This window comes from Janthinobacterium sp. CG3 (assembly GCF_000344615.1).
Taxonomy (GTDB): Bacteria; Pseudomonadota; Gammaproteobacteria; order Burkholderiales; family Burkholderiaceae_D; genus Janthinobacterium.
In genome coordinates this window covers 3366064-3392755 of sequence record NZ_KB467824.1, presented here as the reverse complement: position 1 = coordinate 3392755, position 26692 = coordinate 3366064, and the positions used below count along the sequence as shown (strand labels likewise).

General features: G+C 67.8%; 27 protein-coding genes. 9 read left to right on the top strand and 18 right to left on the bottom strand.

Annotated features, from left to right (window positions below; all coding sequences use genetic code 11):
* Nucleotides 1-26: 26 nt before the first annotated feature.
* The 10 genes from JANGC3_RS0114850 to miaB all read right to left on the bottom strand — a co-directional run bounded on the left by JANGC3_RS0114850 (nt 27) and on the right by miaB (nt 10659).
* Nucleotides 27-767, bottom strand: coding sequence for a lysophospholipid acyltransferase family protein (locus JANGC3_RS0114850; RefSeq protein WP_026133003.1), 741 nt, complete (start codon nt 765-767; stop codon nt 27-29).
* A gap of 13 nt (nt 768-780) precedes the next feature.
* Entirely contained in the window at nt 781-1353 is a 573-nt protein-coding gene (gene gmhB / locus JANGC3_RS0114845; protein WP_017877276.1) for a D-glycero-beta-D-manno-heptose 1,7-bisphosphate 7-phosphatase, read from the bottom strand.
* Nucleotides 1354-1367: 14 nt separating this feature from the next.
* Complete coding sequence (gene glyS, locus JANGC3_RS0114840) at nt 1368-3476, bottom strand: glycine--tRNA ligase subunit beta (protein WP_017877275.1); 2109 nt, start codon at nt 3474-3476, stop codon at nt 1368-1370.
* Between the two features lie 31 nt (nt 3477-3507).
* Nucleotides 3508-4446 (bottom strand): glycine--tRNA ligase subunit alpha, encoded by a 939-nt coding sequence (glyQ, locus tag JANGC3_RS0114835; protein ID WP_017877274.1) that lies wholly within the window; start codon nt 4444-4446, stop codon nt 3508-3510.
* Nucleotides 4447-4591: 145 nt separating this feature from the next.
* Nucleotides 4592-6130 carry an apolipoprotein N-acyltransferase gene (lnt, locus tag JANGC3_RS29385; protein ID WP_017877273.1) on the bottom strand — a complete coding sequence of 513 codons (1539 nt, stop codon included), beginning with the start codon at nt 6128-6130 and terminating at the stop codon, nt 4592-4594.
* Nucleotides 6131-6193: 63 nt separating this feature from the next.
* Nucleotides 6194-7072 (bottom strand): HlyC/CorC family transporter, encoded by an 879-nt coding sequence (locus JANGC3_RS0114825; protein ID WP_017877272.1) that lies wholly within the window; start codon nt 7070-7072, stop codon nt 6194-6196.
* Between the two features lie 153 nt (nt 7073-7225).
* The gene (locus JANGC3_RS0114820; protein ID WP_017877271.1) at nt 7226-7636 is read right to left on the bottom strand and encodes a DUF4259 domain-containing protein; all 411 of its coding nucleotides are present in this window, start codon (nt 7634-7636) and stop codon (nt 7226-7228) included.
* Nucleotides 7637-7773: 137 nt separating this feature from the next.
* The gene (ybeY, locus tag JANGC3_RS0114815; protein ID WP_017877270.1) at nt 7774-8262 is read right to left on the bottom strand and encodes an rRNA maturation RNase YbeY; all 489 of its coding nucleotides are present in this window, start codon (nt 8260-8262) and stop codon (nt 7774-7776) included.
* The gene (locus JANGC3_RS0114810; protein ID WP_017877269.1) at nt 8246-9298 is read right to left on the bottom strand and encodes a PhoH family protein; all 1053 of its coding nucleotides are present in this window, start codon (nt 9296-9298) and stop codon (nt 8246-8248) included. Before JANGC3_RS0114810 ends, ybeY begins: the two co-directional genes overlap by 17 nt.
* Nucleotides 9295-10659, bottom strand: a complete 1365-nt coding sequence (miaB, locus tag JANGC3_RS0114805; protein ID WP_017877268.1) for a tRNA (N6-isopentenyl adenosine(37)-C2)-methylthiotransferase MiaB — start codon at nt 10657-10659, stop codon at nt 9295-9297. Before miaB ends, JANGC3_RS0114810 begins: the two co-directional genes overlap by 4 nt.
* Before the next feature lie 590 nt (nt 10660-11249).
* Here miaB and JANGC3_RS0114800 point away from each other — a divergent pair.
* Entirely contained in the window at nt 11250-11585 is a 336-nt protein-coding gene (locus JANGC3_RS0114800) for a hypothetical protein (RefSeq protein ID WP_026133001.1), read from the top strand.
* Nucleotides 11586-11777: 192 nt separating this feature from the next.
* On the opposite strand, the gene JANGC3_RS0114795 is transcribed toward JANGC3_RS0114800, so the two are convergent.
* From JANGC3_RS0114795 to JANGC3_RS32760, 4 genes are all read right to left on the bottom strand, one after another.
* Nucleotides 11778-12626 (bottom strand): HDOD domain-containing protein, encoded by an 849-nt coding sequence (locus JANGC3_RS0114795; protein WP_017877266.1) that lies wholly within the window; start codon nt 12624-12626, stop codon nt 11778-11780.
* On the bottom strand, nt 12623-12913 hold the full coding sequence (locus JANGC3_RS0114790; protein ID WP_017877265.1) for a hypothetical protein: 291 nt from the start codon (nt 12911-12913) through the stop codon (nt 12623-12625). Before JANGC3_RS0114790 ends, JANGC3_RS0114795 begins: the two co-directional genes overlap by 4 nt.
* Before the next feature lie 85 nt (nt 12914-12998).
* Nucleotides 12999-14486: a zinc-ribbon domain-containing protein gene (locus JANGC3_RS32765; protein WP_157406663.1), complete on the bottom strand. Its 1488-nt coding sequence runs from the start codon at nt 14484-14486 to the stop codon at nt 12999-13001.
* A 189-nt stretch (nt 14487-14675) separates the two neighbouring features.
* A complete protein-coding gene (locus JANGC3_RS32760; protein ID WP_157406661.1) occupies nt 14676-14846 on the bottom strand; it encodes a hypothetical protein in 171 nt (56 codons plus the stop codon).
* A 470-nt stretch (nt 14847-15316) separates the two neighbouring features.
* On the opposite strand from JANGC3_RS32760, the gene JANGC3_RS0114775 reads away from it, so the two are divergent.
* From JANGC3_RS0114775 to JANGC3_RS0114765, 3 genes are all read left to right on the top strand, one after another.
* On the top strand, nt 15317-16906 hold the full coding sequence (locus JANGC3_RS0114775) for a sensor histidine kinase (RefSeq protein WP_035787725.1): 1590 nt from the start codon (nt 15317-15319) through the stop codon (nt 16904-16906).
* Nucleotides 16907-16936: 30 nt separating this feature from the next.
* Nucleotides 16937-17491 carry a DUF1697 domain-containing protein gene (locus tag JANGC3_RS0114770; RefSeq protein WP_035787723.1) on the top strand — a complete coding sequence of 185 codons (555 nt, stop codon included), beginning with the start codon at nt 16937-16939 and terminating at the stop codon, nt 17489-17491.
* Nucleotides 17492-17567: 76 nt separating this feature from the next.
* Nucleotides 17568-17750, top strand: a complete 183-nt coding sequence (locus tag JANGC3_RS0114765; RefSeq protein WP_017877260.1) for a hypothetical protein — start codon at nt 17568-17570, stop codon at nt 17748-17750.
* 64 nt (nt 17751-17814) lie between these two features.
* Here JANGC3_RS0114765 and JANGC3_RS0114760 read toward each other — a convergent pair whose 3' ends face one another.
* Both JANGC3_RS0114760 and JANGC3_RS0114755 read right to left on the bottom strand, forming a co-directional pair.
* On the bottom strand, nt 17815-18462 hold the full coding sequence (locus JANGC3_RS0114760; protein WP_017877259.1) for a PEP-CTERM sorting domain-containing protein: 648 nt from the start codon (nt 18460-18462) through the stop codon (nt 17815-17817).
* Nucleotides 18463-18664: 202 nt separating this feature from the next.
* Entirely contained in the window at nt 18665-19525 is an 861-nt protein-coding gene (locus JANGC3_RS0114755; protein ID WP_017877258.1) for a LysR family transcriptional regulator, read from the bottom strand.
* Between the two features lie 111 nt (nt 19526-19636).
* Here JANGC3_RS0114755 and JANGC3_RS0114750 point away from each other — a divergent pair, with 111 nt between their 5' ends.
* The 5 genes from JANGC3_RS0114750 to ftsH all read left to right on the top strand — a co-directional run bounded on the left by JANGC3_RS0114750 (nt 19637) and on the right by ftsH (nt 25287).
* On the top strand, nt 19637-21049 hold the full coding sequence (locus tag JANGC3_RS0114750) for an MFS transporter (protein ID WP_017877257.1): 1413 nt from the start codon (nt 19637-19639) through the stop codon (nt 21047-21049).
* 65 nt (nt 21050-21114) lie between these two features.
* Complete coding sequence (locus tag JANGC3_RS0114745) at nt 21115-21450, top strand: ArsR/SmtB family transcription factor (RefSeq protein WP_017877256.1); 336 nt, start codon at nt 21115-21117, stop codon at nt 21448-21450.
* A gap of 60 nt (nt 21451-21510) precedes the next feature.
* On the top strand, nt 21511-22371 hold the full coding sequence (locus tag JANGC3_RS0114740; RefSeq protein ID WP_017877255.1) for a ChaN family lipoprotein: 861 nt from the start codon (nt 21511-21513) through the stop codon (nt 22369-22371).
* A gap of 65 nt (nt 22372-22436) precedes the next feature.
* The gene (locus JANGC3_RS0114735) at nt 22437-23132 is read left to right on the top strand and encodes a fumarylacetoacetate hydrolase family protein (protein ID WP_017877254.1); all 696 of its coding nucleotides are present in this window, start codon (nt 22437-22439) and stop codon (nt 23130-23132) included.
* Nucleotides 23133-23382: 250 nt separating this feature from the next.
* Nucleotides 23383-25287, top strand: coding sequence for an ATP-dependent zinc metalloprotease FtsH (gene ftsH, locus JANGC3_RS0114725; RefSeq protein WP_017877252.1), 1905 nt, complete (start codon nt 23383-23385; stop codon nt 25285-25287).
* A gap of 188 nt (nt 25288-25475) precedes the next feature.
* Here the strand turns inward: ftsH and JANGC3_RS0114720 are convergent, their stop codons facing one another.
* Together JANGC3_RS0114720 and JANGC3_RS31650 are read right to left on the bottom strand one after the other, a co-directional pair.
* Nucleotides 25476-26096 (bottom strand): hypothetical protein, encoded by a 621-nt coding sequence (locus JANGC3_RS0114720; protein ID WP_157406659.1) that lies wholly within the window; start codon nt 26094-26096, stop codon nt 25476-25478.
* Between the two features lie 27 nt (nt 26097-26123).
* Nucleotides 26124-26561, bottom strand: a complete 438-nt coding sequence (locus JANGC3_RS31650; RefSeq protein WP_269746272.1) for a tyrosine-protein phosphatase — start codon at nt 26559-26561, stop codon at nt 26124-26126.
* Between the last annotated feature and the right edge of the window lie 131 nt (nt 26562-26692).

Below are 26692 nucleotides of genomic sequence, written 5' to 3'. Positions count from 1 at the left end.
TTCCTGGATCGTCGCGCCGATGCCGTCTAGCCAGCGCTGTAGGCGTGAGGCGAAATGACGCGCATTTCTGATTCTATCCAATTTTCCACCTGTTGCATCATGCTGTCCGGCGTGTGGCCTTCCGGCGAAATCGGTTTGCCTATCGAGACCGTGATCAAGCCCGGCCGCTTCAAAAACGATTGCTTGGGCCAGCATTCGCCCGAGTTGTGCGCAATCGGCACCACCACGGCGCCGGTGTCGATCGCCAGCCGGGTGCCGCCGCTTTTGTATTTGCCCTTCTGTCCGACCGGAATGCGCGTGCCTTCAGGGAACATGATAATCCATTGGCCGTCCGCCAGGCGGCGTTTGCCGTGCGCGACCACGTTCTTGAAGGCGTTCTTGCCCTGTTTGCGGTCGATCGGGATCATGCGCAGCAGCGCCATGGCCCAGCCGAAGAAGGGGATGTACAGGATTTCCTTCTTGAACACGTAGACCAGCGGGCGCGGCAGGCTGGGCAGCAGGAAGATGGTTTCCCAGGCCGACTGGTGCTTCGAGAGCACGATGGCCGGCGCGTCGGGGAAGTTGTCGGCGCCCTTGACCTGGTAGCGGATGCCGCAGATGACCTTGGCGCACCACAGGATGAAGACGTTCCAGCGCGAGGTCACCCAGTAGCGCTTGTTGTACGACAGCGGCGCGGCGAAAAAGCACACGCAGGCCCAGACGATGGTGGCGACGATCATGATGACCATGAACAGCAGGGAACGCAGAAACAGGGAAGTATTACGCAATGCGGGCTCCAGATTAAGTGCTAAGGGCGGTGTTCGGGGGCGCCGCCGGCGCCGTTTTCAACAGGTGGCCGACCATCCCCGCCAAGTCGGGGAAGACCAGGGTGCCGGGCGGCAGGCCGCCGTCGGCGTGGGTTTTCTCGCCCTTGCCGGTCAAAACCAGGTAGGGCGCGCAGCCGCTCTTGAAGCCGGCCTGCAGGTCGCGCAGCGAGTCGCCCACGGTCGGCACGCCTTTCAGCGTGGTCTTGTAGCGCTGCGAAATTTCATCGAACATGCCGGGCTTGGGCTTGCGGCAGTCGCAGCCGTCGACCGCCGCGTGCGGGCAGAAGAAGATCGCGTCGATGTTGGCGCCGACCTGCTGCGCCAGCGCGTGCATCTTCTGGTGAATCGCGTTGAGGATCGTCATGTCGAAGAACTCGCGCGCGATGCCGGACTGGTTGGACGCCACCACGACGCGGTAGCCGGCCTGGTTCAGGCGCGCGATCGCCTCCAGCGAGCCGGCGATGGGCAGCCATTCGGCCGGCGATTTGATGAAGTCCGGCGAGTCGTGGTTGATGACGCCGTCGCGGTCAAGGATGATCAGTTTCATCGCCGGTGCTCCCATCAGGCGGCCAGTTTCGAGATGTCGGCGACGCGGTTCATCATGCCGTGCAGCGACGACAGCAGCGCCAGGCGGTTGTTGCGCAGCGCCAGGTCCTCGGCCATTACCATGACGTCGTTGAAGAAGGCGTCGACGTCGTCGCGCAGCTGGGCCAGGGTCTTCAGCGTGCCGGCGAAGTCGCCGCCGGCGAACGCCGCGTCGACCTGCGGCTGTACCCGCAGCAGCGCCGCCGCCAGGTTCTTCTCGGCCGCGTCCCGCAGCAGCGCGGCGTTGACGCCGGCCGCCGCGACCTGGCTGAGCGCCTCCTCGTTCTTTTTCAGGATGTTGGTGATGCGCTTGTTGGCCGCGGCCAGCGAGGCGCTCTCCGGCAGCGCGGCGAAGGCTTGCACCGCCTCCAGGCGCTGCACGATGTCGTCCAGGCGGTCCGGGTTCTGCGCCACCACGGCCTCGATCTCGTTGGGCGAGAAGCCGCGCTCGCGCAGGATGCCGCGCAGGCGTTCGAGCATGAAGACGGTGACGTCGGCGACCGGGTCCTTGAAGCCGGGCAGCGCGGCGAAGGGCCGCGCGGCGTCGGCCAGCAGGCCGCCGATCGACAGCGGCAGGCGTTTTTCCAGCAGCATGCGCAGCACGCCCAGGGCGTGGCGGCGCAGCGCGAACGGGTCCTTGTCGCCGGTCGGCTGCAGGCCGATGCTCCAAATGCCGACCAGGGTTTCAAGCTTGTCGGCCAGCGCCACGGCGGTGCCGGTGGCGCTGCCCGGCAGGCCGTCGCCGGCGAAGCGCGGCTGGTAGTGCTCGGAGGCGGCCAGCGCCACCTCGTCGTGCTCGCCGTCGTGGCGCGCGTAGTAGGTGCCCATGATGCCCTGCAGCTCGGGGAACTCGCCGACCATGTCGGTCAGCAGGTCGGCCTTGGCCAGCATCGCGCCGCGCTCGGCCAGGCCGACGTCAAAGCCCAGCTTGGCGGCGATGGCGCCGGCCAGCGCCTTGACGCGCTGCATGCGCTGCGCCTGGCTGCCCAGCTTGTTGTGGTAGACCACGTTGGCCAGCAGCGGCAGGCGCGCCTCCAGGGTTTTTTTCTTGTCTTGCTCGAAGAAGAACTTGGCGTCCGACAGGCGCGGGCGCACCACCCGCTCGTTGCCGCCGACGATGTGCTCGGGCGTCGCCGTCTCGATGTTGGAGACGATCAGGAAGCGCGAACGCAGCTTGCCGGCGCTATCGGTCAGGGCGAAGTACTTCTGGTTGGTCTGCATCGTCAGGATCAGGCATTCCTGCGGCACGTCGAGGAACTCCTCCTCGAAATGGCACTCGTAGACCACCGGCCATTCGACCAGCGCGGTCACTTCGTCGAGCAGCGCTTCCGGCATCAACACCAGGTCGGCGCCGGCCTTGGCCAGCAGCTGGGCGCGGATGCTGTCCTTGCGCGCGTCGTTGCCGGCGACGACCTTGCCTTCGGCTTGCAGCTGCTCGGCGTAGTTGTCGGCGTGGGTGATGCTGACGGCGTGGGCGCGCTCGGCGCACAGGAAGCGGTGGCCCAGCGTGGTGCGGCCCGCTTGCAGGCCCAGCAGCGTGAGCGGCACGACGTTGATGCCGTGCAGCGCCAACAGGCTGTGCGCCGGGCGGACGAATTGCACGGTGCTGGCGTCGGGGCGCTGATAGCTCATCAGCTTGGGAATCGGCAGCTTGGCGGCCGACTCTTCCAGCGCGCCCTGCAGGCCGCTGGCCAGCGCGCTGCCGGGCGCGGTGTGGGTGTAGAAGAAGCTGTCGGCCTTGCCGTCGGCGGCGCGTTCCAGCTCGGCCACGGTGACGTGGGAAAAGCCCAGCGCCGCCAGTTTCTTGGCCAGCGGCGCGGTGCCGGCGCCGCTGGCGTCGAGCGCCACGCTGACCGGCAGGATTTTTTCGCGGATCGCCTTGTCGGGCGAGACTTCGCGCACGTTTGTGATGGCCACGGCCAGGCGGCGCGGCGTGGCGTAGGTGGTGGCGACGCTGTCGGCTTCGAGGAAGTCGCGCGCCTTGAGGCCGTTGTAAATGCCGGCGGCGAAGGCGGCGCCCAGTTTGGCCAGCGCTTTCGGCGGCAGTTCTTCGGTCAGCAGTTCGATGAGCAGTGTGTGGTTCATGGTGTCTTGGTGCGTTACGGTGAAGCGGCGCTTACGCGGCGCAGGGCGCGGCGGCTGGCGCGGCGGGGCGGTCGGCGGCGTCGAGCATCGGGAAGCCGAGGCGCTCGCGCGACTCGTAATACGCTTGCGCGACCAGGCGCGACAGCGTGCGCACCCGGCCGATATACGCGGCGCGCTCGGTCACCGAGATGGCGCCGCGGGCGTCGAGCATGTTGAAGCTGTGCGAAGCCTTCATGATTTTCTCGTAGGCCGGCAGGGTCAGCTGCAAGTCGATCAGGCGCTTGGCCTCGGCCTCGTAGTTGGCGAACTGGGCGAACAACAGCTCGGTGTTGGCGTGCTCGAAGTTGTAGGTCGACTGCTCCACCTCGTTCTGGTGGAAGACGTCGCCGTAGGTCAGCTTCTTGGCCACGCCGTTCTCTTCCCATTCGGTCCAGACCAGGTCGTAGACGTTTTCCACGCCCTGCAGGTACATCGCCAGGCGTTCGATGCCGTAGGTGATTTCGCCCAGCACCGGCTTGCAGTCGAGGCCGCCGACTTGCTGGAAGTAGGTGAACTGGGTCACTTCCATGCCGTTCAACCAGACTTCCCAGCCCAGGCCCCAGGCACCCAGGGTCGGGCTTTCCCAGTCGTCCTCGACGAAGCGCACGTCGTTTTGCTGCAAGTCCAGGCCGAGCGCGGCCAGCGAGCCGAGGTACAGGTCGAGGATGTTTTCCGGCGCCGGCTTCAACACCACCTGGTACTGGTAGTAGTGTTGCATGCGGTTCGGGTTGGCGCCGTAGCGGCCGTCCTTCGGCCGGCGCGACGGCTGCACGTAGGCGGCGCGCCAAGGCTCCGGTCCGATCGCGCGCAGGAAGGTGCCGGTGTGGAAGGTGCCGGCGCCGACTTCCATGTCGTAGGGTTGCAGCAGGGCACAGCCCTGTTTGTCCCAGTAGGATTGCAGCGTCAGGATAATTTGTTGAAATGTGAGCATCGTGTTTGGTCTCTACGCGAATGACGGCGCGCGCCGGGCGAGGGCCTGGCGTCGCAAAGCGCTTAATTTTAGCGGGTTTTAAAGGCAGGCTGTGACTCTTCCAGCAACTATCTGCCGACTATCAGCAAATTCGTGCGTTCAGGCGTCATCGGCCCGGTTGTTGCGTTTCATTGGGTCCGGCGCCGGCCCGCCTGCGCTGGCGCCGCGCCAGCAGGCCGGCGCCGGCCAGGGCCAGCGCGGCGATGGCGAGTATGAGTTTATTGCCAAACAATATATACGGCGTCACGCCGCCCATGCCCTGCACCGTCGCCGCCAGCGTGGCGCGGGTGTGCGGCGCCAGCGCGCTGGCGATGGCGCCGCGGCCGTCGACGACGGCGGTGCCGCCGGTGTTGCCGGCGCGGAGCATCGGCCGGCCCGTCTCCAGGCTGCGCATTTGCGAAATTTGCAGGTGTTGGGGCATCGCCGTCGAGTCGCCGAACCAGGCCAGGTTCGACATATTGATCAGGATCGAGGCCGGTTGCCGGCCGGCGCGGTGCGCCGCCGCCAGCTGGTCGGCGATTTCCTCGCCGAACAAGTCTTCGTAGCAGATGTTCGGCAGCACCAGTTGCTCGCGCACCGCGAACGGCGCCTGCACCGGCGCGCCGCGCTGCATGTCGCCCAGCGGAATGGCCATCATCGCCACCAGCCAGTGCAAGCCGTCCGGGGTCGATTCGCCGAACGGCACCAGGTGGTGCTTGTCGTAGCGGTAGGTTGGAGCGCCGTCGCGCGGGGCGAAGCCGACGGCGCTGTTGGCCACCTGCGACGGGCGTTCCAGCAGCGGCATGCCGAGCAGGACGTGGCTGTCCGACTTGACGGCGAATTGGGCCAGGCTGGGCAGGTATTCCGCCGGCAGCTGGTGCGGGAACAGCGTCACCGCCGTTTCCGGCGTGGCGATCAGGTTGGCCGGCGCGGCGGTGACGGCGCCGTGGTACATCCGCAGCGCGTCCTCGACGTTGGCGGGATTGAATTTCTGGTCTTGCGGCACGTTGCCCTGCACCAGGCGCACGCTGAGCGGGCGCCCGAACGGTGCGGTCCATTGGACCTGGGTCAGCGCGAAGCCGGCCGCGAAGGTGCCCAGCACCAGGGCGGCGGCGGCCAGGCGGGTGCGGTGCGCCAGCAGCAGCAGCGCGCCGGCGCTCAACGCCGCCAGCCAGCCCAGGCCGTAGACGCCGAGCAGCGGCGCGTAGCCGGCCAGCGGGCTGGCGTTGTGGGCGTAGCCGGCGACGACCCAGGGCAGGCCGGTGAAGAACCAGCCGCGGCACCATTCCTGCAGCGCCCACGCGGCCGGCAGCACCAGCAGGTTCATCAGCGGCAGCGGCAGCAGCCAGCGCCGGCGCAGCCAGGCCGCGCCGGCCATGGCCAGGCCGACGTACAGGCCCATCAGCGCCGCCAGCAGGGCCACCGCCAGCGCCGCCAGCGGCGCCGGCATGGCGCCGTAGCGGTGCATTGAGATGAACAACCAGTACATGCCGGCGCCGAACCAAGCCGCGCCGTAGGCCCAGCCGACCAGGAAGCCGCCCTTGACGGCGTTGGCGCGCAGCATTTGGTAGAACAGGATGGCCAGGCTGGCGATTTGCAGCGGCCAATAGCCGAACGGCGCGAACGCCAGCACGGCGCCGGCGCCGGCCAGCGCGGCGATCAGCATGCGCCCGCGGATGGGGCGGGGCGGGGCGGGCGGGGCGCCGGGGCGGGCGCGTCGAAAGCGCATTTAGACGTCGGACACGGCCGCGTCGGGCAGCTTTTCAACCAGCAGCACGTGGACCTGCCGGGCGTCGGCGCGCAACACCTCGAAGCGCAGGTTGCCCAGGTCGAACACGTCGCCCTTGTGCGGCATGCGCCCCAGGTGGTTCGAGACCAGGCCGCCGATGGTGTCGACGTCCTCGTCGGCCAGCGCGGCGCCGAGCGTGTCGTTGAACTGGCCGATCTCGGTGAGCGCCTTGATGCGCCAGCGCGGGCCGTGCTGGCCCTCCTTGATCGAGAGGATGTTGTCCTCCTCCTCGTCGAAGTCGTATTCGTCCTCGATGTCGCCGACGATCTGCTCGAGCACGTCCTCGATGGTGATCAGGCCGGCCACGCCGCTGTACTCGTCGACGACGATGGCCATGTGGTTGTGGTTGGCGCGGAAGTCGCGCAGCAGCACGTTCAGGCGTTTCGACTCGGGGATGAAGATGGCAGGGCGCAGCATGTCGCGCACGTCGAAGCTTTCCTCGGCGTAGTAGCGCAGCAGGTCTTTCGCCAGCAGGATGCCGATCACCTTGTCGCGCTCGCCCTCGATTGCCGGGAAGCGCGAGTGGGCCGTGGCCAACACGGTCGGCATCCATTCCTCGATGGGTTTGCTGATGTCGATCATGTCCATCTGCGAGCGCGGCACCATGATGTCGCGCGCGGACAGGTCGGACACCTGGAACACCCCCTCGATCATCGACAAGGCGTCGGCGTCGATCAGGTTGCGCTCGTGCGCATCGTGCAGGACTTCAAGAAGTTCCGCGCGGTTCTCTGGCTCGGGGGAAATCAGTGCGGTCAGGCGTTCAAACAGTGACCGGTGGGGCTTGGCGTCATTTTTGACGCCACTAGGGTGCTCTTGCATAGGAGGCGTGAGCCGTTGTTACGAAGGGGTATAGGATACACCAAAAGGCCGGCGTTGATGGATTTTGTCGGAAAGGCATGGCCGCGCCGGGCTAGGGGGCGTTTTTAATCGTGCGCGGCAACGCCGCGAAAGCGGGCCGGCGCGCCGCGAACGCTATGCCGCCACGCGCGCTTTCAGCGCCAGCACGGCGGCGCGCCACTCCTCGTAGTGCTCGCTTTCCTGCCATAGTTGGCGCAACTCGGACTGCTCGCCGAGGACCCGCTCGATGGCCCGCAGCGCCTTGCCGGCCAGCGCCGGCGAGACTTTCTGCTTGCGCTGGGCGACCCAGCGGTCGATGTCGGCGCCGCCGCCGTCGTCCGCGTCGCCGCCGCCGTTACCTTGTAGCCGCGCCAGCACGTCGATCGCCGCCAGCGCCTCGGCGCCGAACGGCGCCTCCAGCTCGCCGTCGCCGAGGGCGTAGTCGAGCGTGCTCTCGATTGGCTCCAGGTTGCCCGCCTCCTGCAAATCCTGCGCCCAGTCCAGCGCGTAATCGTTGCCGTATGTATCGACAGACCATGTACCCATGTAATGCTCCTTCAATGGCGATGTTCGTAGCCCGGCTTAGCCCGCCAGGGCGTAACCCGCCTGGCGCCGGCGGCCGCCAGGCGTCGGATGACGCCGCGCTAATCCGCGGCCTAGTGCGCGGCCTAGTGCGCGGCTTCTCAGCCTTGCGCTTCGGCGGCGTACGGGTCGGCGACGCCGAGCTTGGCCAGGATCTCGGTTTCCAGACCCTCCATCTCGGCGGCCTCTTCGTCGTCCATATGGTCGTAGCCCTGCGCGTGCAGCACGCCGTGGACGATCAGGTGCGCGGTGTGCGCCTCGACGGTTTTGTTCTGCTCGGCCGCCTCGCGCTCCAGCACGTCGGTGCACAGGACGATGTCGGCTTGGGTCGGCGCGTCGTCGGCCACGCCGCCGCCCATGTCCTCGCCCTCGTTGTAGGCGAACGTCAGCACGTTGGTCGCATAGTCCTTCTCGCGGTAGTCGCGGTTCAGGGTGCGGCCCTCGTCGGCGTCGACGAAGCGGATGGTCAGCTCGGCCGGGGCGAACAGCGCGGCCTTGACCCAGCGCCGCACCTTCGGCCGCGTGATGCTCCCTTGCAGGCGCGGGTCGGGGTATTGCACCGACAGGGATAATTTATTTTTTTCGATCATTTTTTTTCGTCGATGTCAGAAGGGGGGCGAGCTCGTGCGCCACCGCTTGCGCGCTCTGCGCGCTTTCATAGGCGTCGACGATGCGCGCCACCAGCGGATGGCGCACCACGTCGGCGCTGGTGAACTGGGTGAAGGCGATGCCGCGCACGTCCTTCAGCACGGAAATCGCGTCGATCAGGCCGCTCTTCTGGCTCTTCGCCAGGTCGACCTGGGTGACGTCGCCGGTGATCACCGCCTTGCTGCCGAAGCCGATCCGCGTCAGGAACATCTTCATCTGTTCGACCGTGGTGTTCTGCGCCTCGTCGAGGATGACGAAGGCGTGGTTCAAGGTGCGCCCGCGCATGTAGGCCAGCGGCGCGATCTCGATGACCTGTTTTTCAAACAGCTTCTGGGTGCGGTCGAAGCCGAGCAGGTCGTACAGCGCGTCGTACAGCGGGCGCAGGTAGGGGTCGACCTTTTGCGCCAGGTCGCCCGGCAGGAAGCCCAGCCGCTCGCCGGCTTCGACGGCCGGACGGGTCAGGATGATGCGCTTGACGGCGTCGCGTTCCAGCGCGTCGACGGCGCAGGCCACTGCCAGGTAGGTCTTGCCGGTGCCGGCCGGGCCGACGCCGAAGCTGATGTCGTGTTCCAGGATGGCGCGCAGGTAGGCGATCTGGTGCGGGGTGCGCCCGCGCAGGTCGCTGCGGCGCGTCTTCAGCACCGGGCTCTGGATGTCCGGTTCGACGAAGGGCGTGGCCGGGTTGTGCTCGGACGCGGCCGACAGGTTGGCGCGCTGCTCGACCAGGGCCAGTTGCACCTCTTCCAACGGCACCACCTTGTTGGCGATGGCGTAAAACTGTTCGAGGATGGCGACGGCGCGCTCGGCGTTGCTGCCGCCGACGATGAAGCGCTCGCCGCGGCGGAAGATGGTGACGTCGAGCGCGGCGGAGATTTGCCGCAGGTTTTCATCGAGCGGCCCGCACAGGTGGGCCAGCCGGCTGTTGTCGAGCGGCTCGGGGACGAAGTAGTGCGGCTGGGTCGGGGTCTTGGTTTTCAAGAGGCTCTTTTCAGGTCAACGGCGGCGGCCACCAGGTCGCCGCGCAGGGTGTAGGAGTGGCTGGCGCTGATGCGCACCTCGACCAGCTGGCCGATCAGGCGCGCCGCGTCGGCGCCGGCGTCGAAGTTGACGACGCGGTTGTTTTCGGTGCGCCCCTGCAGTTCGCCGGGGTCTTTCTTCGACGGCCCCTCGACCAGGATGCGCTGCACCGTGCCGACCATCGCCAGGCTGTACCGCTTGGTGTTGGCGTCGATCGCCGCCTGCAGTCTTTGCAGGCGCGCCAGCTTGACCTCGTGGGGGGTGTCGTCGGCCAGGCTGGCGGCCGGGGTGCCGGGGCGTTTGCTGAAGATGAAGCTGTAGCTGTTGTCGAAGCCGACGTCGGCGATCAGCTTCATCATCGCCTCGAAGTCGGCCTCGGTCTCGCCGGGGAAGCCGACGATGAAGTCGGACGAGATGGCGATGTTCGGCCGCACCGCGCGGATGCGCCGGATGATCGACTTGTATTCGAGCCCGGTGTAGCCGCGCTTCATGGCGCCGAGGATCTTGTCGCTGCCGTGCTGGGCCGGCAGGTACAGGTGGTCCACCAGTTGCGGGATCTTGGCGTAGGCGTCGATCAGGCGCTGGGTGAATTCCTTCGGATGGCTGGTGACGAAGCGGATGCGCTCGACGCCGGGGATGGCGGCGACGTATTCGAGCAGCAGCGCGAAGTCGGCCACCTCGCCGTCGCCGTCCATGACGCCGCGGAAGGCGTTGACGTTCTGCCCCAGCAGCGTGATTTCCTTGACGCCCTGGGCGGCCAGCCCGGCCACCTCGGCGAGCACGTCGCCGAAGCGCCGCGAGACCTCCTCGCCGCGGGTGTAGGGCACCACGCAATAGCTGCAATATTTGCTGCAGCCTTCCATGATCGAGACGAAGGCGGCGGCGCCGTCCACCTTGGCCGGCGGCAGGTGGTCGAACTTTTCGATTTCGGGGAAGCTGATGTCGACCTGCGGCTGGCCGCTGCTGCGGCGCGCGCTGATCATCTGCGGCAGGCGGTGCAGCGTTTGCGGGCCGAACACCATGTCGACGTAGGGCGCGCGCGCGACGATGGCGGCGCCCTCCTGCGAGGCGACGCAGCCGCCGACGCCGATCAGCAGGCCGGGTTTCGCCAGTTTCAGTTCGCGCAGCCGGCCCAGGTCGGAGAACACTTTCTCCTGCGCCTTCTCGCGCACCGAGCAGGTATTGAGCAGGATCACGTCGGCGTCTTCCGGATTGTCGGTGCGCACCAGGGCGTCGGAGGCGCCCAGCACGTCGGCCATCTTGTCCGAGTCGTACTCGTTCATTTGGCAACCGAATGTTTTGATGAAAACTTTTTTCTGCATGGAATAAGGCGCCTAAGGGTTGTGCCGGGGGCGCGCAGGCGGGCGCGGCGCTGTGCGCATGGCGAGCAATTCAGGACGCTAGTTTAGCGCAGTTTCGCGGCGCCGGCCACGGCGCGCCGGCCCGGCAAGCGGACCCGACGCTTTAAGGTACTGGCCTAAGCCGATGATTTGTAACAATTTCCTACGCGTCCTTGCGTGCGACGTTATCCATCCCTATGTGTTGAAATGACAGCGTTGCTCGGGATTCCAGCGGGTTGATTGATGTTGAACAACGTTCGCATCCGACGCTTAGGCTGCAAGCGGACGCTTTTGGCATAGAATATTGTTTAAAGGGCAATTTCACTGAAGAGATTGCCAACATGCCTCGCCCACGCCGACGCCCGCTCCATTTTATTCTTGGAGGAAATAAATCACGTGGGTCCGTTGTTTAACCCGCTGCTCAACCTGTAGTGCAACTCGTTCTTCAAACGTTTGTTCGATCCTGTTCAAGCGATATACGACACATTATTTGTGGAACTTATTTGGCGAAACTAAGTCTTCCTTAAGTTCGAAACGGCATTCTTTTCACAACTTACCAGACGAGGAAAATCATGGCACATCATTCTCTTGCTTCCCAAGAAAGCTACAACCCGAACCATCTGCTCGACATCCTGTTGGGCAAAATGCAGCTGAAAAACGACGCTGCGCTGTCGCGCCTGCTCGAAGTGGCGCCGCCGGTCATCAGCAAGATCCGCCACCACCGCCTGCCGGTCGGCGCCTCGCTGCTGATCCGCATGCACGAAGTGACCGGCATGAGCATCCGCGACCTGCGCGACCTGATGGGCGACCGCCGCACCAAGTACCGCCTGTCCGACGCGCAGGGCCGCCCCAAGGCGGAAGAGCGTCCGGATGCGTCGCAGGAGTCGTCGTCGAGCTATGCCCACTGAGGCCGGCGCGCTGTGGCGCTCGCTTGCCAACCGGCATAGTGCATCCGCCGCCGGGTCCTTCGGGTCCGGCGGCGGCCTCCCGCCCGTGCCCGTCTGACCTGACCGCGGCGACTTCCAGCCCGCCAACGCAAGTGCGCCAGCGCGCCCCGTATCGACCGCCCCGCTTGAGTGCGTCAAGGTCGCCCCACCGCTTTACGCCAGCAGTATCGTGGTGATCTCTTCGTACTGCAGCTCGGTTTCGCGGAACAGCTGCAAATACGCTTCCTCGTCCAGTCCGAGCGCGCTCCACGCCACCGTCGACACCCGCGGCACCAAGTCGTCGGCGCCGCCCGCCAGGTCGAGCGCGTAGACCACCGCGTCGGCCACGTGGATGATGGAGGCCAGGAAACCGGCGCCCGGCGCCTCCGGATCGTGGTGCCCGGCGATGGCCAGGCGCATCGTGTCGGAAAAATTCCAGTGTTCCGCCAACGCCAGCCCGGCGTCGACATGGTCGACCCCGAGCACGGCGCGTTCTGCCTGCAGCATGCTGCAGTCGTGCGCGGCGCGGTGGGCGATGGCCTCGCTGAAACGCTGCGGAAAACTCGTCACCAGCACCAGCCGGCCGATGTCGTGCAGCAGCCCGGCGGTGAAGGCGTAGTCCTGGTTGAAGCGGATCTGCCGCGCCAGCACCTTGGCGCAGGCGGCGGTGGCGATCGAGTGGCGCCAGAACGCCTTGTCGTCGAAGCCGGCGCAGCGCCCCTCCGGGAAGCAGCCGGTGACGGCGGCGGCGGTGATCAGGTTGCGCGTGGTCTGGAAGCCCAGGTAGGTGATGGCTTGCTGTATCGTGGTCACCTTGACCTGCAGGCCGTACAGCGAGGAATTGGCCAGGCGCAGGGTTTTCGCCGTCAGCGCCTGGTCGTGGGACACCTTCTTGGCCAGCACCGAGATGTCGATGTCCTCCTGGTCGATGCTGTTGAGCAGCTCCATCACCACCGCCGGCAGCGACGGCAGGTCGGCCAGGTTGTGTACGATATCGTCGCGGGTCAGCGGCGCGGCGCTCATGGCGCCGGCTCCTTGCCCAGGCGGTAGTCTTCGACGAAGCGGCGCAACAGGCCGCTGGCCCAGTCCTGCTGGTCGTCGGGGTCGTTGTGGCGGAACAGCCGCGCCAGGCGCTGCTGGGCGTGGCCGTGGGCGCTCGCCAGCTCCTCCTCCGAGACGGCGCCGTTGGCGATGGGCAGCATTTCAATGCCGTGGCGCGGCATCAGCGCCAGCATCGCCTCGCTCAACACGGTGCCCTGCGGCAGCAGCACGTGGCCCTGCACGTCGAGCAGCTCATCGGATAAAACCATTCCCGCTTGCACTTGCGCCAGTGCAAGGTGCCGGTAGCTTGCCGTCATCGCGTGTCCCCCTGTTGAATAGCTGCGATCTTACCACTCACGGAATGTTCCGGGGTTTGGTCTTGCCAGCGCCTGGCTGGCCGGCTGGCGGCACGAAGTCGTCCCGCCGCTCCGACGGCGCCAAGTATTTCCGGGCGGCCCTCGGCCCGCACTTGTCGAGATTGGCACATTGGCGGCACCACGTCCCCCCTTTTACGGATGAGGCAACCGCCTGCCACTCGTGTCCCCGATGGCACAGCCAGGACAATTTCTGCGCCAGGGTGACGACGTGCCCCGAAAGCAGATGGCCGCCGCGTTCCTTTGCCAGTTCCGAGAGTTGCGCGTGGCGTTCCGCCGCCGGCATCCTTCCGCTGCATCTGGGGCACCATTTGCCACCCATGATATTGGATGGGGACGCCGACCAAAGGTGGCCTTCGCCACATTGCCATTGCATTTTCCGGTGGGCGGTCGTGTAGTCGTCTGACAGGCATAGCCCGCCGCGCTCCCTGGCTACGGCGTGGTATTTCCGCATCAGCGTGGGAGTGTGTTTATCAATAATCCCGCACTGCGGGCACCAGCGCCCATGGGTTTTCACCGAGGCGAGCGTGGCGCCCCATTGATGGCCGCGGCGGCATTCCCAGGTCAGCTTATCGCGCGCACCGAGATAGCATGCCGAAACCAGCCGGCCGCCACGTTCAACGGCCAACTGGCTAAGGATCGCGTGATGTTCTTCCTTCGAGCCGCGTCCGTAGCACTTCGGACACCATTGCCCGCTCTTGATATTGCCGGGTGGCGCCTCGAAGGTATGACCCCGAGCGCAACGCCAAGCCAGCTTATTTCTATTGTCGAGGTAATGCGTCGACAGCAGTTGGCCGCCGCGCTCGAGCGCGATCTGGCGGCACTGCGCCAGCATTTCCTGCTTCGGCAAACGGCCGCGGCATCGCGGGCACCAGGAAGGGCCATTTTTTACCGAACCGGGGGACGCCATCCAGATGTGACCGTTCGCACACTGCCATTCCAGCAGATCGTGGCTGCCGACATAGACGGTGGAGAGCAACTGGCCGCCGCGCTCTTGCGCCAGGCGCGCCAACATGGCGTGTTGCTCGTCCGCCGGCATGTAACCGCGGCATTTGGGACACCATTTCCCTCTGCCGATATTGGCCGGCGTCGCCGGCCATTGGTGGCCCGCGGCACATTGCCATAGCAGTTGGGTGTGGGAATTCGCATATTCCGACGACAGGCACTGGCCATCGCGCTTCCCGGCTAAGCGCTGCATGTCTTCAATGGTGAGACGGCGCGACAAGCGCGTACAAGTAGCGCACCAAAAGCCTTTGAACAGAATTCTGAGTTCGGTTTCCCACTCATGTCCGCGGGCGCAACGCAGGCGGTAGCGTTGCCCGACGATGTGGGTAAAGCTCGGCGCCAGGCACGTTCCCCCATGCAGTTCGGCGATCGCCTGCAGCAACAGCAGTCCGTTTTGCTGACGCACCGCGGCCGCTCTGCCCAGGATGGGGTAACGGCTGCGCAAATCGGCAATAGCGCCCAATGGCGCGACTAATCTTGTTGGTCGAATGATGGCGGCGCTCCTATTTGGGCGCAATGCCGCCGATGGCGAAGTGGCTGGCGCCGACACTGACGACTTGACCGCCATGACTGCTAGGGTCGTTTAAGCGTATGACGCTACGCATGGCTATCCCTCATTTGGTAAAACAGTCATGCATTATTGTCCGGCACACTACACACGAGTTTGCGCAAAGACAAGACAATGAGTTTTCCCGCTGACGTGCTTGGCCAGCAACAGGTCGTCGTTGACGCCCTCGCCACTGCCCAGGCGCAGCCGGATAGGGCGGTTGGCTTCGCTCAGACCCGTGGGCACGGCCGGGCCGGATCGCTTGGTGGATGTCATGGAGGAGGGTCCTGGCTGCTGGGCGGCCTGGCGCGGCCGGAAAAATCGCCTGCATTGCAAACGACGCAATATGCTGGAAGTGTAAGCCGGTCCGGTCAACGGTATTTTGCTTTGAGGCAACATGTGCTGGCGTCCGTCATCTTTTAGTTTGCGCGAAATGCGGCCAAACCAGCTGCAAAGGCCGGGGGCGGACTGGAATGCCGCTAACTTAAATGAGCGCACGCGTAAGCCGACGCCAGTCGGGTTACGCCCTGGCGGGCTAACCGACCTACGAAAATCCTGAACTTAGCGGCATTGGGGGCAGACCCCGAGGGTCCGACCCCGCTTCGCGGCCGCCGGTTCTATGCCGCGCCGGTCTAGCGGTTCGTCTTGCCAAGACGCGGGCCATACCGTACATTGGGACGTTGCCGTCAAATTCGCTTCCGCCCGCGCCGCGGCGGCCGAAGCCCTGGCAGAGGGAGAGTGCACCGATGGTCCGTATTCAAGTCCGGCTGACGCTGCTATTCGTGGTCATCGTCACGCTGGTGCTCGCCATTTCCGGCAGTTATACCCAGTACTGCCTGGGCAAGGACCTCGAATCGGGCAGCCAGCGCCTGCGCGAGGGCGTGCTGACGCGCCTGCAAACGAGCCTGCCGTCGGCGCTGTGGGACCTCGACAAGTCCAAGGTCGACAGCATCGTCGCCGCCGAGATGCTGCCGCCCGAGCTGGTGGCGATCCGCGTCTACGACTCCTCGGTCGGTCTGTTCTCCGGCAAGGCCCGCGACGCCGCCGGGCGCATCGTCTCGATCGCCTCGGAGCTTGTGGTGGCCGGCGCGCCGGTCGAGGCCAACCTGGTGTTCCGCGATTCGGTGGCCGTGTCGGCGTCGAGCAAGCCGGTGACGGTGGGCAAGGTGGTGGTCAATTTCAGCCGCGCCCAGATCGACGCGGCGCTGGTGGCCGAGGTGCGCCGCAAGGTCATCGAGGTGCTGCTGCTGGACTCGATCCTGGTGGCGGCGCTGGCGCTGAGCCTGCGCATCGTCTTCGACCCGCTCAAGCAGTTGCGCGACGGCCTGGTCGACCTGGCCACGCGCGGCAGCGACGACGTCGAGGAGTTGCCCGACAACCGCCGCGACGAGCTCGGCGACGTGATCCGCGGCTTCAACGCGGTGCAGCGCAAGCTCAAGTCGATCATCGAGCGCATCCGCGAGGCCGAGGACGCGGCGCGCCGCTCGGAGCAGCAGACGGCGCGCGCGATGGACGAGCTGCGCCGGGCGCAGGAGTCGCTGCTGCAGTCGGAGCGGCTGGCCTCGCTGGGCAGCCTGGTGGCCGGCGTCGCCCACGAAATCAACACGCCGGTCGGCATCGCCCTGACCAGCGCCTCGGTGCTCAAGGAGGCCACCGACGAGGTGCTCGCCGCCGTCGGCGGCGGCAACGTCAAGAAGTCCGACATCCTGCGCTACCTCGAGACGGCCGGCGAAAGCGCGCGCCTGATCATGAACAACGCCTACCGCGCCGCGCACCTGATCCACAGCTTCAAACAGATCGCCGCCGACCAGGTCAGCGAGGCGCGCCGCCATTTCGAGCTGCGCGAGTACATCGGCGAGGTCGTCTCGAGCCTGCAGCCGTCGCTGAAGAAGACCCGCATCGGCATCGCCATCGACTGTCCCGACGACATCACGCTCGACAGCTACCCGGGCGCGCTGGCGCAGGTGCTCACCAACCTGACGCTCAATTGCGTCGAGCACGCCTTCGACGCCGACACCGAGGGCTTGATCGCCATCGGCGTGCGGCGCGACGGCAGTTGGATCGAGATGCAGGTCAGCGACAACGGCAAGGGCATCCCGGCCGACATGCTCGACAAGGTGTTCGACCCGTTCGTGACGACCCGCCGCGGCCAGGGCGGCACCGGCCTGGGTTTGAATATCGTGTTTAACTTGATCGTCAAGCAGTTTGGCGGCACTATTTCGGTCAGTAGCACGCCCGGACACGGCGCCCGCTTCACCTTGCGCATCCCGCGCCAGACGCCGGCGCCGGACGACGCGGCGGGCGCCGAGCCGGCCGCCGCCGCGGCGCTGCCGTAGCGCGGCGGCGCAGACCAGGAGGAGAAGGCGATGAACGCAGAGCAGCACGTGGCATTGTTGCGGGGGATAAATGTCGGGCGGGCCAAGCGCGTGGCGATGGCCGACCTGCGCAAACTGTTGGGCGAACTCGGTTACAGCGACGTGCGCACCTTGCTCAACAGCGGCAACGTGGTGTTCGGCGCGGCCGGCTTCACGCCGGCCGAGTCGGCCGCGCGCATCGAGGAGGCGCTGGTGCTCAAGCTGGGCGTGGCGGCGCGCGCGACCGTGCTCGACGCGGTGCGGTTCGGCGAGATCATCGCCGGCAACACCCTGCTGGCGCTGGCCGACGACCCGTCCAGGCTGCTGGTGTCGGTGTTCAAGCAGCCGGCCGACCTGGCGCGCCTGGCGCCGCTGCTGCGGCAGGACTGGGCGCCCGAGGCGCTGGCGGCCGGACCGTGGGCCGCCTACCTGTGGTGTCCGGCCGGGGTGCTGGCCAGCCGCGCGGCGGCGGCGCTGGGCGCGCTGCTGGGCGACGCGGTGACCTCGCGCAACTGGGCGACGATGCGCAAACTGCAGGCGCTGCTGGACGGGCCGCCGCCCCGCTGAGCGGGACGCCGCGGCGCCGCCGCCTCGCATACAATGGCGCTTTCGAAGGGAGGCGCGCGCAGGCGCGGGTGCCGCAATGAACAAAGAAATACTCAAGGGCGTGCTGATCGTGTTGTTCGGCGTCGCCGCGCTGCTTGGCCTGTCGGTGCTGATGGCCGATTCCGGGCCGGACAAGGCCGGTTGCATCGCCCGCGCGCTGAAGAGCAACGTCGCGGTCGGCAACATCGAGCGCGTGTGCAGTCTGCGCAGCTATCCGTAATGGCTGGCACCGCCCAAAAAAATCCCGCGCTCGGCGGGATTTTTTTTGGGGAGGGGGCGGGCGCTCAGGCTGGCGCGAACTTCTCGGTGTCGTTGCCGCGCGCCGTGCACAGCAGTAATACCAGGCCGAGCATCAGCATCGAATAGCTGCTCGGTTCCGGCACCGCCGACGCCACCGCGATATGGTCGATGAAGGCGGTGGCGTCGCCGCTGGCGTTGAGCCCGGCGAAACGCAGCACCCCCGGCGCCGCCGCGGCAAAGCTGAGCGCGTGGCCGGTCCAGCCGGCGCCAAAGCCGACCTGGACGGTTTCGAGCACGACGCCGTTGAACGACACTTGATAGGTTTCGGCGCCGCCGTAGTTGCCGCGGCCGGCGTCGGCCCAGGACAGCGCGTAGACGCCCGGCGCGGCCAGGGTCAGCGTCTGTTCCAGGTAGCTTTGGTTTTGCAGGCCGGCCAGCAGCGCGCCGTACGGCGAGTTCGGCACGCCCCACGGCGCGCTGTCGCTGTGGATCAGGGCGAACTGGCCGCTCCAGCCGGGCACCGCGCCGCACTCGTGGCCGGCCACGTTGAGATAGCAATAGGAACCGTCGACCATGTTGGCGCCGGCGTCTTCAAAGCTGCCGTTGGCGACGTGGCCGGTGGGCGCGGCGTGCGCTGCGCCGGCAAGGAAAAGTGTGACTAGTGCGGTGTGGACCAAGCAGAGCGGCTTCATTCTATGCTCCTGTTATCGACGTGGAAGGGTGTGGTACAGCCCGTCGCGGTCCGAAGCGTCCGCCCGGCGGGGGGCGGCTTGACTGTGATGCGCTGAAGTTTCCATTAGATCACAATCGCTAAAATTTTGATATCATTATTTTCTTTGTGTCATTATTGTTGCCTCCAGGGAAACTTTCAGGCGGCGCCGGCGGCCGCCGCGCTCAGCCCGGGAAGCTGGCGGCGAACGCTTGCCGCGCCGGGTGGTGGACGATGTCGCGCCGCCACACCAGCACCGTGGTGACGCCGGCCAGCGCCGCCGGCAACGGGTGCGCGCGGATGCTTTTCGCCAGGCTGCGCTGGCGCAACACTTCCTTGGGCATTAGCGCCACGCCCATGCCGGCGGCGACGCAGCCGATGATGGCCTCGAAGGTACCGAACTCGGCGACGCGGCCGACGCCGACGCCGGCGTCGCCGAACCAGGCCTCCAGGCGGCGCCGGTACGAACAGCCGGCGCGGAACACCAGCAGCGCCTTCCTGGCGACGTCGTGCGGCGTGGCGACCGGGCCGTGCGCCAGGTCGGTCAGCAGCACCAGCTCCTCCTCGAACACCGCCAGTTGCGCCAGTTCCGGGCGCGCCACCGGCGCCGCCACCAGCGCGCAGTCCAGGCGGTGCTGCACCACCGCCTGCACCAGGTAGTCGGTCGGGCCGGTGTCGAGCAACAGCTCGACGTCGGGGTGCAGGCGGTGGAAGGCCGCCAGCACCAGCGGCAGGCGGGCGGCGGCGGTGGTTTCCATCGCGCCGATCCGCAGCTTGCCCGACGGCGCGCGGCGCCCTTGCACCGCGGCGGCGGCCTCGTCGGCCAATTGCAGCAGCCGGTCGGCGTAGTCGAGCAGGCGCGCGCCCTCGGCCGTGATCAGCAGGCGCCGTGCGCTGCGGTGGAACAGCGCCACGCCCAGCGCCTCCTCCAGCTGGGCCAGGCGCGCCGAGACGTTCGACTGCACCCGGTTCAGCCGCGCCGCCGCCCGGGTGACGCTGCCTTCTTCCGCCACCGCCTTGAATATGCGCAACGCCGCCAAGTCCATCGCCGCCCTCGATTCTTAAAAAGTGATTGATGGGTTCATTATTATTCATTTTTTAAAATACGTGCGGCGATTTACAGTGCCCCATCCATCCACCCTACGCAAGGAGCAGGTATGCCATCGCTTCCCACCCCGGCGCCGGCGGTACTGCTGGCCAGCAGCTTCGCCTTCGTCGTCGTCCAGCTCGACGTCACCATCGTCAACGTCGCGCTGCCGCGGATCGGCCTCGAACTCGGCGCCGGCGTCGGCGCGCTGCAATGGGTGGTCGACGCCTACATGCTGGGCTTCGCCGCGCTGCTGCTGTCGGCCGGCGCGCTGGGCGACCGCTTCGGCCACCGCCGCGTGTTACTGGCCGGTTTCGCCTTGTTCGCCGCCACCTCGGCCGCCTGCGCGCTGGCGCCGCACGCGCCGGCGCTGAACGCGGCGCGCGCCGCCCAGGGCGTGGCCGCCGCGCTGCTGGTGCCGAGTTCGCTGGCGCTGCTGCGCGCCGCCTACGGCCACGACCGCCAGCGGCTGGCCGCGGCCGTGGCGTGCTGGACCGCCGCCGGCGGCGTGGCGATCGCCGCAGGTCCGCTGCTGGGCGGCTTGCTGCTATCGGTGGCCGGCTGGCGCAGCGTGTTCTGGGTCAACCTGCCGATCTGCGCGCTGGGCTTTGCGCTGACGCGCGCGCTGGCCGAGGCGGCGCCGGCGGCGCCGCCGGCCGGGACGCCGCGCCGCCCCTTCGACGTCGCCGGCCAGTTGCTGGCCATCGTCGCGCTGGTGGCCCTCATCGGCGCGCTGATCGAGGCCCAGTCGCTGGGGCAGTCGCACCCGCTGGTGCGCGGCGCCGCGCTGCTGGCGCTGCTGGCCGGCGCCGCCTTCGTCGCGGTCGAACGGCGCAGCGCCGCGCCCATGCTGCCGCTGCAACTGTTCGCCCGGCCCGGCTTCGCCGCCGCGGTGCTGTTCGGCGTCCTGCTCAACTTCGCCTACTACGGCGTGCTGTTCGTGCTGAGTTTTTACCTGCAGGCGCTGCGCCACTTCTCGGCGCTGCAGAGCGGCCTGATGTTCCTGCCGCTGACGGCCACCTTCATCGCCTCCAACCTGGCCGGCGGCTGGATGGCGGCGCGCGCCGGGGCGCCGGCGACGATGGTGCTCGGCGGCCTGATCGGTTGCACCGGCTACGCGCTGCTCGGCCTGCTCGGTGTGTCGGCCCGCGCCGGCTTCCTCGACATGCTGCCCGGCCTGGCCTTGATTCCGGCCGGCATGGGGCTGGCGGTGCCGGCCATGACCACGGTGATCCTGGCCGGCGTCGAGCCGCGCCTGGCCGGCACCGCCTCGGCCGTGCTGAACGCGGCGCGCCAGGTTGGCGGCGCCGCCGGGGTGGCGCTGTTCGGCGCGATGGCGGCGGCCGGCTCGCGCGTCGAGGCGATCGGCGCGGTGCGCGCGGCGATGGTGTGGTCGGCGCTGCTGCTGTTGCTGGCGGCGACGCTGGCCTACCGCTGCCGCGGCGGGCTGGGGGCGCCGCGCCCGGCCGCGCAACCCGCCTGACGGCCCCTGCCGACACTATGCCCAAGGATATAATGTCGGCTTGGGCACATGACGGGGGGGGGGCAATGGCGGGCGACGGCGGTTTCGATATGGCGGCGATGCGGCTGGCGGCCGGCAACGCCAGCGCGTTGCTGAAGGCGATGGCCAATCCGCAGCGCCTGCTGCTGCTGTGCCAGCTGGCGCAGGGCGAGCGCAGCGTCGGCGCGCTCGAGCAACTGCTCGGCATCGCCCAGCCGACGCTGTCGCAGCAGCTCGGCGTGCTGCGCGGCGAAGCGCTGGTGGCGAGCCGGCGCGAGGGCAAGCAAGTGTTTTACCGCGTCGCCAGCGCGCCGGCGCTGGCCGTGCTGCAACTGTTGTACAGCCAATTTTGCGCCGCCGAAGCGTTGCCGGACGCAGCGTAAAGCGCGCCGCCGATATACAATCGACGCCATTCCGACGACTTCGAACAGGCTGCCCCGACAATGATGAACACGACCGACAACGGCGCCGCGGCGCGCCCGGCGGCGCCGCTGCTGGCGGCGCTGGGCGCGCTGGCGCTGGCCGGCTGCGGCGCCGTCCAGCGCGCGCCGGCGCCGGCCGCGCCGCCGGCCAATCCGCAGGTGCTGCTGCTGGGCGAGGTGCACGACAACGCCGCCGGCCACCGCGCCCGCTTCGACGAGTTGCGCCTGCGCGTCGAGGCCGGCTGGCGCCCGGCCATCGCGATGGAGCAGTTCGACCGCGAACACCAGGCCCTGCTGAGCAAGGCGCAGCGCGACTGCGCCGACGCCGAGTGCGTGATCCGCGTAATGGCGGCGCCGCGCTGGGACTGGGCCTTGTACCGCCCGGTGATCAGCCTGGCGCTGCAATACGATCTGCCGCTGCTGGCCGCCAACCTGTCGCGCGCCGACGCCTCGCGCACGGTGCGCGACGGCATCAAGGCGAGCTTCGACGCCGCCACCGTCGCCGCCTACCAGCTGGACGCGCCGCTGCCGGCGGCGATCCGCGCCGGGCAGCAGCGCGAAATCGTCGCCGGCCACTGCAATATGCTGCCCGATTCGATGCTCGGCGGCATGGTCGACGCGCAGATCGCGCGCGACATCTGGATGGCCAAGATCGTGCGGGCGCAGGCGCCGCGCGACGTCGTTCTGCTGGCCGGCAACGGCCATGTGCGCAAGGACTTCGGCGTGGCGCGCTGGCTGGCGCGGACGGCGCCGGCGCTGACGTTGCGCAGCATCGGCTACCTTGAAGCGGGCGGCGCCGTCGCCGCCGATGCCTACGACGCCACCCGCACGGTGGCGCCGCAGACCCGGCCCGACCCCTGCGCCGGATTGACGGTGAAATAGAAGGTGCAATAGGTGCGACGGCCGCCGCCCGCGGCCATCGTTGAATCGACGCCATAGGAGTTGCCATGCAATGTGTATTCCCCCCACCGGCCCAGGCCACCGTCGCGGTCGTCGGCAGCGACGCCGTGTTTCCGGTCCACCGCATCTACTGCGTCGGGCGCAACTACGCCGAGCACGCCAGGGAGATGGGCCACAGCGGGCGCGAGGCGCCGTTTTTCTTCATGAAGCCGGCCGGCGCCGTGTTGCCGGTCGCCGCCGGCGCGCTGGGGCGCATGCCGTACCCCGCGATGACGGCCGACCTGCAACATGAAATCGAACTGGTGGTGGCGATCGGCAAGGGCGGGCGGGCCATCGCCGCCGCCGACGCGCCGGCCCACGTCTGGGGTTACGCGGTCGGTCTGGACATGACGCGGCGCGACCTGCAGGGCGAGGCCAAGCGGCTGGGGCGGCCCTGGTGCGCCGGCAAGGGCTTCGAGCATTCGGCGCCGATCGGACCGATCACCCCGGCGGCGGCGGCCGGCGCCATCGACGGCGCCGCCATTGCGCTGACGGTGAACGGCGCGGCGCGCCAGGGCAGCGCCATCAGCATGCTGATCTGGAACGTCGCCGACACCATCGCCCACCTGTCCACCTACTTCGAGCTACAGCCGGGCGACCTGATCTTCACCGGCACGCCGGCCGGCGTGGCGGCGGTGACGCGCGGCGACGTGCTCGAGGGCAGCATCGACGGCCTGGCCGGCCTGCGCGTCAAAATCGTCTGAGCGCGCCTGACTTGGCGGTCGCCGCCGGCTGGCCGGCCGCGCGCACGTCGGCCTTGCGCCGCGGAATCCGGCTGGCGCTGCTGTATTCGGCGTCGGCGCGCGCTGGCGCCGCCCAGGGCGCGCCTGGCGCGGCGGAAACGGCAAGCCGTTTCATGCGCGCGCGCTTGATTCAGCGCAAACGCGGCGCGGCGCGGCGCGCTTAGTCTGGACTCCAGCTCACCATTGCGCCACGGCGTGAAGGGCAGGAAACATGAAGGTCGACCAGGACCCATCGAAGCCGTGGCAGATACCGTTGTGGTATTGGTTGCTGCTGCCGCTCGTCATCCTGCTGGTGCAAGGCATCGGCGACGCCCGCACCACCGAGCAACTGGCCTACAGCGACTTCAAGCAGCTGCTCAAGGCCGGCAAGGTCGAGGAACTGCTGGTTGGCAACGACACGATCAAGGGCAAGCTGCTCACCGACGGGCTCGACAAGGTACTGCCGAAGCCGCGCGCCGACGCGCTGCGCCAGGAGGGCGCGCCGCGGCGCGATTTCATCACCGTGCGCGTCAGCGACCCGGAACTGACCGGCGAGCTGGACGCGGCCGGCGTCCACTACGCCGGCCAGGTCCGCAGCGAATGGCTGGCGACAATGCTGTCGTGGCTGCTGCCGCTGGCGCTGATCCTCTGGTTGTCGTCCTACCTGGGCCGGCGCGGCGGCGTGGGGGCCGGCTTGGCCTTCGATATCGGCAAGAGCAAGGCCCGCGCCTACGTCGAGAACGCGACCGGCGTCAGCTTCGACGACGTCGCCGGCATCGACGAGGCCAAGGAGGAATTGCGCGAAATCGTCGACTTCCTGAAAAACCCGCAGCGCTACCACCGCCTGGGCGGCAAGATCCCGAAGGGCGTGCTGATCGTCGGCGCGCCCGGCACCGGCAAGACGCTGCTGGCCAAGGCCGTCGCCGGCGAGGCCGGGGTGCCGTTCTTCTCCATCAGCGGCTCGGAATTCGTCGAAATGTTCGTTGGCGTCGGCGCCGCCCGCGTGCGCGACCTGTTCGCCCAGGCCGAGCAGAAGGCGCCGTGCATCGTCTTCATCGACGAACTCGACGCGCTGGGCAAGGCGCGCGGCAGCGGCTCGCTGCTGGGCGGGCACAGCGAGCAGGAGCAGACGCTCAACCAGTTGCTCGTTGAAATGGACGGCTTCGACGCCAACAAGGGCGTCATTATCCTGGCCGCCACCAACCGCCCGGAAATTCTCGACCCGGCGCTGCTGCGCCCGGGCCGCTTCGACCGCCACGTCGCCGTCGACCGGCCCGACCTGAAGGGGCGCGAACAAATCCTGCAAGTGCACGCGCGCCAGGTGCGGCTGGCGCCGCAGGTCGAGCTGGGCGTGATCGCCGCGCGCACCGCCGGCTTCGCCGGCGCCGACCTGGCCAACCTGGTCAACGAGGCGACCTTGCTGGCGGCGCGGCGCGGCAAGGACCAGGTCGACATGCGCGACTTCGACGAGGCGATCGACCGCGTCGTCGCCGGGCTGGAAAAGAAAACCCGCCTGATGAACCCGCAGGAAAAAGAGACCGTCGCCTACCACGAGGCCGGCCACGCGCTGATCGCCGAGTTTCGCCGCTACGCCGACCGCGTCGCGAAGATTTCCATCATCCCGCGCGGCCTCGCCGCGCTCGGCTACACGCAGCAACTGCCGACCGAGGACCGCTACCTGCTCAAACGCAGCGAGCTGTACGACCGCATCGACGTGCTGCTGGGCGGGCGCGTGGCCGAGGAGGTGGTGTTCGGCGACGTCTCGACCGGCGCCCAGAACGACCTGCAAACGGCCACCGGGTTGGCGCGCCACATGGTCACGCAATACGGGATGAGCGAGCGGCTGGGGCTGGCCACCTTCGAGCAGGCGCGCGCGCCCTACCTGAACCCGGCCGCTCCGGGCGAGCGGCAAAGCTACAGCGAGCACACCGCCGTGACCATCGACGCCGAAATCGCCAGGCTGCTCGACGAGGCGCACAAGCGCGTGCTGGCGACGCTGCGCGAGCGGCGCGGCCTGCTCGACGCGCTGGCGCGCATGCTGCTTGAGCACGAGACGGTGGACCGCGGCGCGCTCGACGCGCTGGTCCACGGCGCGGCCGGCGTCAAGCCGGCGGCGCTGGCCGCAGCGCCGCCGTAGCCCGCGCCGCCGATAAAAACCAGGGGCTTGATTTTTAGCGCGCTAAGTTGGCGCGATTTTCGTAGGCCGGGTTGGCCCGCAAGGGCCTAACCCGACTGGCGTCGACAGCGGCTCGGCGTCGGACGACTCCCGCCTCGTCGGCCGCCGCATCCGAGCTGCGGCGCGCCGATCGGATAAAAGGCGGGCGCCTAGCGCGCCGCCTTGGCGCGCAGCGCTTCCAGCGTCTTCGGCAGGCTGTCCTTGCTCAGACTATCGACGATCCAGCCCATGCCGATCGGCACCGGACCAGGATCGGTGTAGACAAAATACTTGACCACGGTTTTGCGCTTGTCGGCCGGGGCCGGCGTCAACTGCCAGTAGCCGGTGGTGTCGGCGATGGTCTGGTCCGGCGTCAAGCCGGCCGACGGCAGCATCTTCCACGACAGCTGGCACAACTGCGCGCTGCTCTTCGCGTCCATTTTCAAACGGTAGCGCTTGCTTTTACCCATCGGCAGTTTGAGCGTCATATCCACCAGCGTGGCGTCGGCGCCGCGCGTCACCACGGTTTTCGCCACGCTCGGCATGAAGCCCGGGTAGCCGGAAAAATCCTGGATGATGGCGCACAGCGCCGGCAGCGGCGCGTCGATGATGGTGGCGGCCAGGAAGGACTTGCCGGCGGCGCCGGCCTGGCTTGCGTCGAGCATCGCCACCTTGGACTCGGACAGCGTGGCCGTGTCGATGCCCGGCTCGGCGGCGGCCGGGACGGGGCCGGCCAGCAGGCAGGCGGGCAGCAATACCGCGGCGATCTTGCGCATAATTGTGTTTGGCATCAGTTTGGCATCATGTTGGTGGCCTGCTCAGGCTTGTTCGACGCCGCGGCGGATCGCCTCGACGTCGACCTTGCGCAGATAGCGTTCGATATTCTTCCACATCGTATGGTAGCCGTAGCCGCCGTTCTTGAGTTCGTCGAGCGCCTGCTCCTTGCTGCGCTGCTGGTACAGCACGCGGTACATGGCCGCGACCAGCCCGGTGCGGTCGGCGCCGTGCAGGCAGTGCAGCAAGACCGGGCCGTCGCGCTCGGCGCCGCGGATCGCCCGCAGCGCCTGCACCATCTGAGCGTCCTTGATATGCCAGGTATTGATCGGAATGCGCACCGTGCGGATGCCGCTGTTGGCCAGCAATTTGTCGTCGGAGTGCAGCGCGCGCAGGCTGACCACGGTTTTTACGCCCAGCGCCTGCAGCCGCACCACATCGGGCCGTTTCAGCCTGGCGCTGCGGTAAAAGGTCGGCGTCACCCGGTGCAGGTTCGAGGCCGCCTCGACCTGCGTGGCCCACAGCGGATCGCGGGCGGACTGCGCCGGCGCCGGCTCCTGGGCCGCCGCCGGCTTCCACGCGGCGAACCCGACGGCGCCGGCCGGCGCCAGCA

Bases quoted from the DNA above. Each gene is read 5' to 3' on its own strand.
- gmhB (WP_017877276.1), bottom strand. From the start codon at position 1,353: ATGAAACTGATCATCCTTGACCGCGACGGCGTCATCAACCACGACTCG.
- glyS (WP_017877275.1), bottom strand. From the start codon at position 3,476: ATGAACCACACACTGCTCATCGAACTGCTGACCGAAGAACTGCCGCCG.
- glyQ (WP_017877274.1), bottom strand. From the start codon at position 4,446: ATGCTCACATTTCAACAAATTATCCTGACGCTGCAATCCTACTGGGAC.
- lnt (WP_017877273.1), bottom strand. From the start codon at position 6,130: ATGCTGATCGCCGCGCTGGCCGGCGCCGGCGCCGTGCTGGCGTTCGCG.
- JANGC3_RS0114825 (WP_017877272.1), bottom strand. From the start codon at position 7,072: ATGCAAGAGCACCCTAGTGGCGTCAAAAATGACGCCAAGCCCCACCGG.
- JANGC3_RS0114820 (WP_017877271.1), bottom strand. From the start codon at position 7,636: ATGGGTACATGGTCTGTCGATACATACGGCAACGATTACGCGCTGGAC.
- ybeY (WP_017877270.1), bottom strand. From the start codon at position 8,262: ATGATCGAAAAAAATAAATTATCCCTGTCGGTGCAATACCCCGACCCG.
- miaB (WP_017877268.1), bottom strand. From the start codon at position 10,659: ATGCAGAAAAAAGTTTTCATCAAAACATTCGGTTGCCAAATGAACGAG.
- JANGC3_RS0114800 (WP_026133001.1), top strand. From the start codon at position 11,250: ATGGCACATCATTCTCTTGCTTCCCAAGAAAGCTACAACCCGAACCAT.
- JANGC3_RS0114795 (WP_017877266.1), bottom strand. From the start codon at position 12,626: ATGAGCGCCGCGCCGCTGACCCGCGACGATATCGTACACAACCTGGCC.
- JANGC3_RS0114790 (WP_017877265.1), bottom strand. From the start codon at position 12,913: ATGGTTTTATCCGATGAGCTGCTCGACGTGCAGGGCCACGTGCTGCTG.
- JANGC3_RS32760 (WP_157406661.1), bottom strand. From the start codon at position 14,846: ATGACATCCACCAAGCGATCCGGCCCGGCCGTGCCCACGGGTCTGAGC.
- JANGC3_RS0114775 (WP_035787725.1), top strand. From the start codon at position 15,317: ATGGTCCGTATTCAAGTCCGGCTGACGCTGCTATTCGTGGTCATCGTC.
- JANGC3_RS0114770 (WP_035787723.1), top strand. From the start codon at position 16,937: ATGAACGCAGAGCAGCACGTGGCATTGTTGCGGGGGATAAATGTCGGG.
- JANGC3_RS0114765 (WP_017877260.1), top strand. From the start codon at position 17,568: ATGAACAAAGAAATACTCAAGGGCGTGCTGATCGTGTTGTTCGGCGTC.
- JANGC3_RS0114760 (WP_017877259.1), bottom strand. From the start codon at position 18,462: ATGAAGCCGCTCTGCTTGGTCCACACCGCACTAGTCACACTTTTCCTT.
- JANGC3_RS0114755 (WP_017877258.1), bottom strand. From the start codon at position 19,525: ATGGACTTGGCGGCGTTGCGCATATTCAAGGCGGTGGCGGAAGAAGGC.
- JANGC3_RS0114750 (WP_017877257.1), top strand. From the start codon at position 19,637: ATGCCATCGCTTCCCACCCCGGCGCCGGCGGTACTGCTGGCCAGCAGC.
- JANGC3_RS0114745 (WP_017877256.1), top strand. From the start codon at position 21,115: ATGGCGGGCGACGGCGGTTTCGATATGGCGGCGATGCGGCTGGCGGCC.
- JANGC3_RS0114740 (WP_017877255.1), top strand. From the start codon at position 21,511: ATGATGAACACGACCGACAACGGCGCCGCGGCGCGCCCGGCGGCGCCG.
- JANGC3_RS0114735 (WP_017877254.1), top strand. From the start codon at position 22,437: ATGCAATGTGTATTCCCCCCACCGGCCCAGGCCACCGTCGCGGTCGTC.
- ftsH (WP_017877252.1), top strand. From the start codon at position 23,383: ATGAAGGTCGACCAGGACCCATCGAAGCCGTGGCAGATACCGTTGTGG.
- JANGC3_RS0114720 (WP_157406659.1), bottom strand. From the start codon at position 26,096: ATGCCAAACACAATTATGCGCAAGATCGCCGCGGTATTGCTGCCCGCC.